General features: G+C 73.2%; 4 protein-coding genes. All 4 read left to right on the top strand.

From position 1 onward, the window contains the following. A partial coding sequence (locus ACW0Q9_RS28455; RefSeq protein WP_456186504.1) for a peptidoglycan D,D-transpeptidase FtsI family protein occupies window positions 1–1,738 on the top strand: 1,738 nt, incomplete at its 5' end. Between the two features lie 52 nt (window positions 1,739–1,790). Then, window positions 1,791–3,353 carry a UDP-N-acetylmuramoyl-L-alanyl-D-glutamate--2,6-diaminopimelate ligase gene (locus tag ACW0Q9_RS28460; RefSeq protein ID WP_456186506.1) on the top strand — a complete coding sequence of 521 codons (1,563 nt, stop codon included), beginning with the start codon at window positions 1,791–1,793 and terminating at the stop codon, window positions 3,351–3,353. Next, window positions 3,350–4,747 carry a UDP-N-acetylmuramoyl-tripeptide--D-alanyl-D-alanine ligase gene (locus ACW0Q9_RS28465; RefSeq protein WP_456186508.1) on the top strand — a complete coding sequence of 466 codons (1,398 nt, stop codon included), beginning with the start codon at window positions 3,350–3,352 and terminating at the stop codon, window positions 4,745–4,747. Before ACW0Q9_RS28460 ends, ACW0Q9_RS28465 begins: the two co-directional genes overlap by 4 nt. After that, the gene (gene mraY / locus ACW0Q9_RS28470) at window positions 4,744–5,868 is read left to right on the top strand and encodes a phospho-N-acetylmuramoyl-pentapeptide-transferase (RefSeq protein ID WP_456186510.1); all 1,125 of its coding nucleotides are present in this window, start codon (window positions 4,744–4,746) and stop codon (window positions 5,866–5,868) included. The genes ACW0Q9_RS28465 and mraY overlap by 4 nt, the downstream gene beginning before the upstream one ends. Window positions 5,869–5,977 lie beyond the last annotated feature (109 nt).

Below are 5,977 nucleotides of genomic sequence, written 5' to 3' on the forward strand. Positions count from 1 at the left end.
GCGCCGCCGGCTGCGGCTCGGCACGCTGCTCGTGCTGGCGCTCTTCGCCACCATCGGGATCCGGCTGGTCTTCCTCCAGACCGTCAGCACCCCGGCGTACGCCGACGGCGGGCTCGCCAACCGGCTCGCCGTGGTCGAGCTGCCGGCCCCGCGCGGGGCGATCTACGACCGCACCGGCGCCCCCCTCGCACACAGCGTGGAGGCGCGGTACGTCTTCGCCGACCCCACCCAGGTCAAGGACCCGGTCGCCACCGCCCGGGTGCTCTCCCCGCTGCTCGGCGTGCCCGCCTCGGAGCTGGCCGGGAAGATGAAGCCCCGCAAGCTGCCCGGCGGCGGCTGGTCGCAGTTCGAGTACCTGGCCCGCGGTGTCGACATCGACCGGGCCAAGCAGATCATGGCGGCGGACCTCCCCGGCATCGGCGTGCACCGCGACGAGCGGCGCGAGGTGCCCGGCGGCGACCTGGCCGCCAACCTCATCGGGTTCGTCAGCCAGGACATGAACGGCCTCGAGGGCCTGGAAGCGAAGTACGACGAGGTGCTTGAGGGCAAGGCCGGCCGGAAGCGCTACGAGGTGGGCCAGGGCGACCTGGCCGCGCCGATCCCCGGCGGCTACAGCCAGACCACCCCGGCCCAACCGGGCAGCTCCCTGGAGCTGACGATCGACCGCGACCTCCAGTTCCAGACGCAGCGGATCCTGTCCGACGGGATGGCCCAGACCCGCAACAGTGTCGGCGCCGCGGTGATCATCGAGGTCGGCAGCGGGGACGTGCTGGCCCAGGCCAGCTTCCCCACCTACAACGCGGCCGACCCGACCAAGGTCAACTCTCCGGCCGACCGCGAGGACGCGGCCACCAGTTTCATCGTCGACCCGGGCTCGATCCACAAGGCGATCACCTACGGCGCGGCCCTCCAGGAGGGCGTGATCACGCCGGACACCGCCTTCCCGGTGGCCAACACCATCGAGAAGGGCGACACGACCTTCCGGGACACCCACCCGGCCAACGGTCAGAAGATGAGCATCCCCGGGATGCTCGCCTTCTCGTCCAACGTCGGCACCATCGAGATCGCCGACAAGCTGGGTCCGGACCGGCTGATCGACTACCAGAAGCGCTTCGGGCTGGGCCAGCCCACCGGCGAGGGCATGCCCGGGGAGGCCCCCGGCCGGCTGCTCCCGGCCGACCAGTGGAGCGACTCGTCCTACGGGTCGGTGCCGATCGGGCACAGCGTGGACGCCACCCCGCTGCAGATGGCCGCCGCGTACGCCGCCATCGCCAACAACGGGACGTACGTGCAGCCGCACCTCATCAAGCAGGTGATCGGCCCGGACGGGAAGAAGACGCCCGGCGCCACCCCGGTCACCCGGTCGGTGCTCAGCCCGGCCAACGCGGCCGCGCTGCGCCGGATGCTGGAGGCGGTCACCACGGTCGACGGCCCGGACGGGCGGGCCACCGGCCTGGCCGCCGCGGTGCCCGGCTACCGGGTGGCCGGCAAGACCGGCACCGGCCTGCGCTACGACAACGGCAAGCTTCAGCCGGGCGCGGTCGCCTCGTTCATCGGGATGGCCCCGGCCGAGAAGCCGAGGTACGTGGTGGCGGTCTTCGCCTGGAGCCCGGGTGACGAGGGCGGCGCGGTGGCCGCGCCGGCCTTCCGGGACATCATGTCCTTCACTCTCCGGCACTACCGGGTGCCGCCCTCGGCGACCGACCGGTCCCCGAAGTTCGAGGTCTTTCCGCACTGACCGGGCACGGCGGGACATCATCGGTGAGTGGGGACGAACCACCGGGGCGGCTGTGCGGTCCGGACCGGACGACCGGGTAGGGTCTGACGCCGTGTCCGGCAATCCACGTCCCGCCACCGTGAGTCCCGTCCGGCTCGGCGATCTCGCCGCCCGGCTGGCCGTAGCGCCGCCGGAGGGCGCCGCCGAGGTCGCCGTCACCGGGGTGACCCACGCCAGCCAGGAGGTCCGCCCCGGCGACCTGTACGCGGCCCTGCCCGGGGCCCGCCGGCACGGCGCGGAGTTCGCCGCCGCCGCGGCCGGAGCGGGCGCGGTGGCCCTGCTGACCGACCCGGCCGGCCTCGCGCTGGCCGCCGGGGCCGGCCTGCCCGTGCTGGTCGTCGACGACCCCCGGGCGGTGCTCGGCGAGGTCGCGGCCACCGTCTACGGCGACCCGACCGCCGGGCTGACCATGATCGGCGTGACCGGCACCGCCGGCAAGACCTCCACGAGCTACCTCATCGAGTCCGGGCTGCGCGCCGCCGGGCACACCACCGGCCTGATCGGGACGGTGGAGACCCGGCTCGGCGACCTGGTGATCGACAGCGTCCGGACCACCCCGGAGGCGACCGACCTGCACGCCATGCTCGCGGTGGCCCGCGAGCGCGGGGTGGACACCGTGGTCATGGAGGTCTCCAGTCACGCCCTGGCCATGGGCCGCGTCGGCGGGGTCCGGTTCGACGTCGGCGGCTACACCAACTTCGGCTCCGACCACCTGGACTTCCACGCCGACGAGGCGGACTACTTCGCCGCCAAGGCGAAGCTCTTCGACGGGCGCTGCCGGGTCGAGGTGCTCAACCACGACGACCCGGCGCTGCTGCCGCTGCGCAAGCCGGCGACCGTGACCTACTCGGCGGCCGGCGACCCGACCGCCACCTGGTGGGCCGACGGCGTCGGCGGCGAGGGCTACGCCCAGCGCTTCACCGTGCACGGCCCGGACGGGCTGACCCTGCCCACGCAGGTGGCCCTGCCCGGCCGGCACAACGTGGCCAACGCGCTACTGGCCGTGGCCACCCTGGTGGCCGCCGGGGTCGACCCGGCCACCGCGGCCCGCGGGGTGGCCGCCTGCGGCGGGGTGCCCGGCCGGCTGGAGCTGGTCAGCGGCGACGCGCCGGTGCGCGGGGTGGTCGACTACGCGCACAAGGCGAACGCCATCGAGGCGGTCCTGGCGGCGCTGCGGGGCCTGACCGACGGCCGGCTGGTCTGCGTGCTGGGCGCCGGCGGCGACCGGGACCGGGGCAAGCGGCCGGTGATGGGCGCCACCGCCGCGCGGGGCGCCGACGTGGTGCTGGTGACCGACGACAACCCGCGCACCGAGGACCCGGCCGCGATCCGGGCCGAGGTGCTGGCCGGCGCGTACGCGGCGGGCACCGGCGCGCGGATCATCGAGGCGCCCGGCCGGCGGGCCGCGATCGAGGAGGCGGTCCGGGTGGCCGAACCGGGGGACATCGTGGCGCTGCTGGGCAAGGGCCAGGAGCGCGGCCAGGAGATCAACGGCGAGGTGCTGCCGTTCGACGACCGGGTGGAGCTGGCGGAGGCGCTGCGCGCCCGCTTCGGCGACCTGGTGGGGCAGCGATGATCCCGCTGACCCTGGCCGAGGTGGCCGCCGCGGTCGACGGCCGGCTGGTCGCCGCCGACCCGGACGCCCGGGTGACCGGCTCGGTGGAGTTCGACTCCCGCAAGGTCACCCCCGGCGGCCTCTTCGTCGCCTTCCCGGGCGAGAAGGTGGACGGCCACGACTACGCGGCCGGCGCGGTCTCCGCCGGCGCGGTGGCCGTGCTCGGCACCCGCGAGGTGCCGGGCGTGCCCATGGTGCTGGTCGGCGACGCGCTCGACGCGATGGGACGGCTGGCCCGCGCGGTGGTCGACCGGCTGCCCGGGCTGACCGTGATCGGAATTACCGGTTCCTCCGGCAAGACCACCACCAAGGACCTGATCGCCCAGCTCGCCGTCCGGCTCGGCCCGACCGTGGCGCCGCCCGGCTCGTTCAACAACGAGCTGGGGCACCCGTACACGGCGTTGCAGGCCGGGCCGGAGACCCGCTACCTGGTGATGGAGAAGGGCGCCCGCGGGGTGGGGCACGTCCGCTACCTGTGCGACGTGGTGCCGCCGCGGATCTCGGTGGTGCTCAACGTCGGGGTGGCGCACCTCGGCGAGTTCGGCTCGGTGGAGACCATCGCGCTGGCCAAGGGGGAGCTGGTCGAGGCGCTGCCCGCCGACGGGCTGGCCGTGCTCAACGCCGACGACCCGCGGGTCGACGCGATGGCCTCGCGCACCGAGGCCCGGGTGGTCCGGTACGGCGAGTCCGAGCGGGCCGACGTGCGGGCCGTGGACGTGACGCTGGACGGGCGGGGCCGGCCGTCGTACACCCTGGTCACGCCGGAGGGGAGCGCGCCGGTGCGGCTCGGGCTGACCGGCCGGCACCAGGTGTCCAACTCGCTGGCCGCCGCGGCGGTCGCCCGCGAGCTGGGCCTGCCCCTGGCCGACCTGGCGGTGGCCCTGGGCGAGCTGGGCCTGGTCTCCACGCGCCGGATGGACGTCGTCGAACGCCCCGACGGGGTGACCCTGATCGACGACTCGTACAACGCCAATCCGGCCTCGACCGGCGTGGCGCTGCGGGCGCTGGCCAGCATGCGGGGGACGGGGCGTACCGTCGCGGTGCTCGGCTACATGGCCGAGTTGGGCGACTTCGAACGGGAGGGGCACCAGCAGGTCGGCCGGCTCGCGGCCGAACTGGGGGTCGACCGGCTGCTCGTGGTGGGCGAGCCGGCGGCGCCGATCCACGAAGGCGCGACAGCGGTAAGCAACTGGGGAGGAGAGTCGGTGCTGCTCACCGATCAGGCGGCGGCCGTCGAGGTGCTGCGGAGCGAGCTACGTCCGGGTGACGTGGTGCTGGTGAAGGGCTCCCGGTACCGCACCTGGGAGGTGGCGGACGCGCTGCGCGCGGACGCCGCGGAAGGTTCGGCCGCATGAGGGCGGTGATCGTCGCCATCGGGGTCGCCTTCCTGGTCTCGCTCTTCTGCACCCCGATCGCGATCAAGGTGTTCACCCGGCTCAAGGCCGGCCAGCCGATCCGGGCCGAGGGCCCGGCCATGCACCAGGGCAAGAAGGGCACGCCGACCATGGGCGGCGTGGTCTTCATCCTGGCCACGGTGATCGCGTACGTCGCCGGCCACCTGGCCCTGACCACCCTGCCGGACGCCCAGATCGCCCAGGTCGAGCCGACCATCACGGCGCTGGTGCTGCTGGGGCTGATGGTGTTCTCCGGCGCCGTCGGCTTCATCGACGACTTCCTGAAGGTCCGCAAGCGGCACAGCGGCGGTCTGAACAAGCGCGGCAAGCTCGCCGGCCAGATCCTGGTCGGCGCGATCTTCGGCGTGGTGGCGCTGTACTTCCCGAGCAGCATGACCGACGTCCGCGGCAACGCGACCAACACCGAGACCGTCGGCAGCACCATGCTGAGCTTCATCCGGGACATCCCGGCCCTGGAGATCGGCAAGATCGGCTCGGTGATCGTCATCATCCTGGTGGTGATGGCGGCGACCAACGGGGTGAACCTCACCGACGGCCTGGACGGCCTGGCCACCGGCGCCTCGGTGATGGTGCTCGCCGCGTACGCGTTGATCGCGTTCTGGCAGTACCGGCACTGGTGCGCCGACCCGAACTACACCGAGGCGTACTGCTACACCGTCCGGGATCCGCTGGAGATCGCGCTGATCGCCGGGGCGGCGGCCGGGGCCTGCGTCGGCTTCCTCTGGTGGAACACCTCGCCGGCCCGGATCTTCATGGGCGACACCGGTGCGCTGGGCCTGGGCGGCCTGATCGCCGGCATGGCGATGTCCACCCGGACCATCCTGCTGCTGCCGATCATCGGCGGCCTCTTCGTGATCATCACGATGTCCGTGGTGATCCAGATCATCTCGTTCCGGACCACCGGCAAGCGGGTGTTCCGGATGTCGCCGCTCCAGCACCACTTCGAGCTGGCCGGCTGGAGCGAGGTCAACATCGTGGTCCGGTTCTGGATCATCGCCGGCATCGGCGTGGCCATCGCGCTGGGCCTGTTCTACAGCGAGTTCCTCGCCGCGGTGAGCTGAACCGGCTGCCGCTGCGTCACGGCGGGGTCCCTGGGTCTGGTTCTTTTACACATCTCCGTGCCCACGAGACCGCACTTTCCGTCGTCTGCCGTCATTTTCTTGTGAAAAA

Source organism: Micromonospora sp. I033, assembly GCF_053890995.1.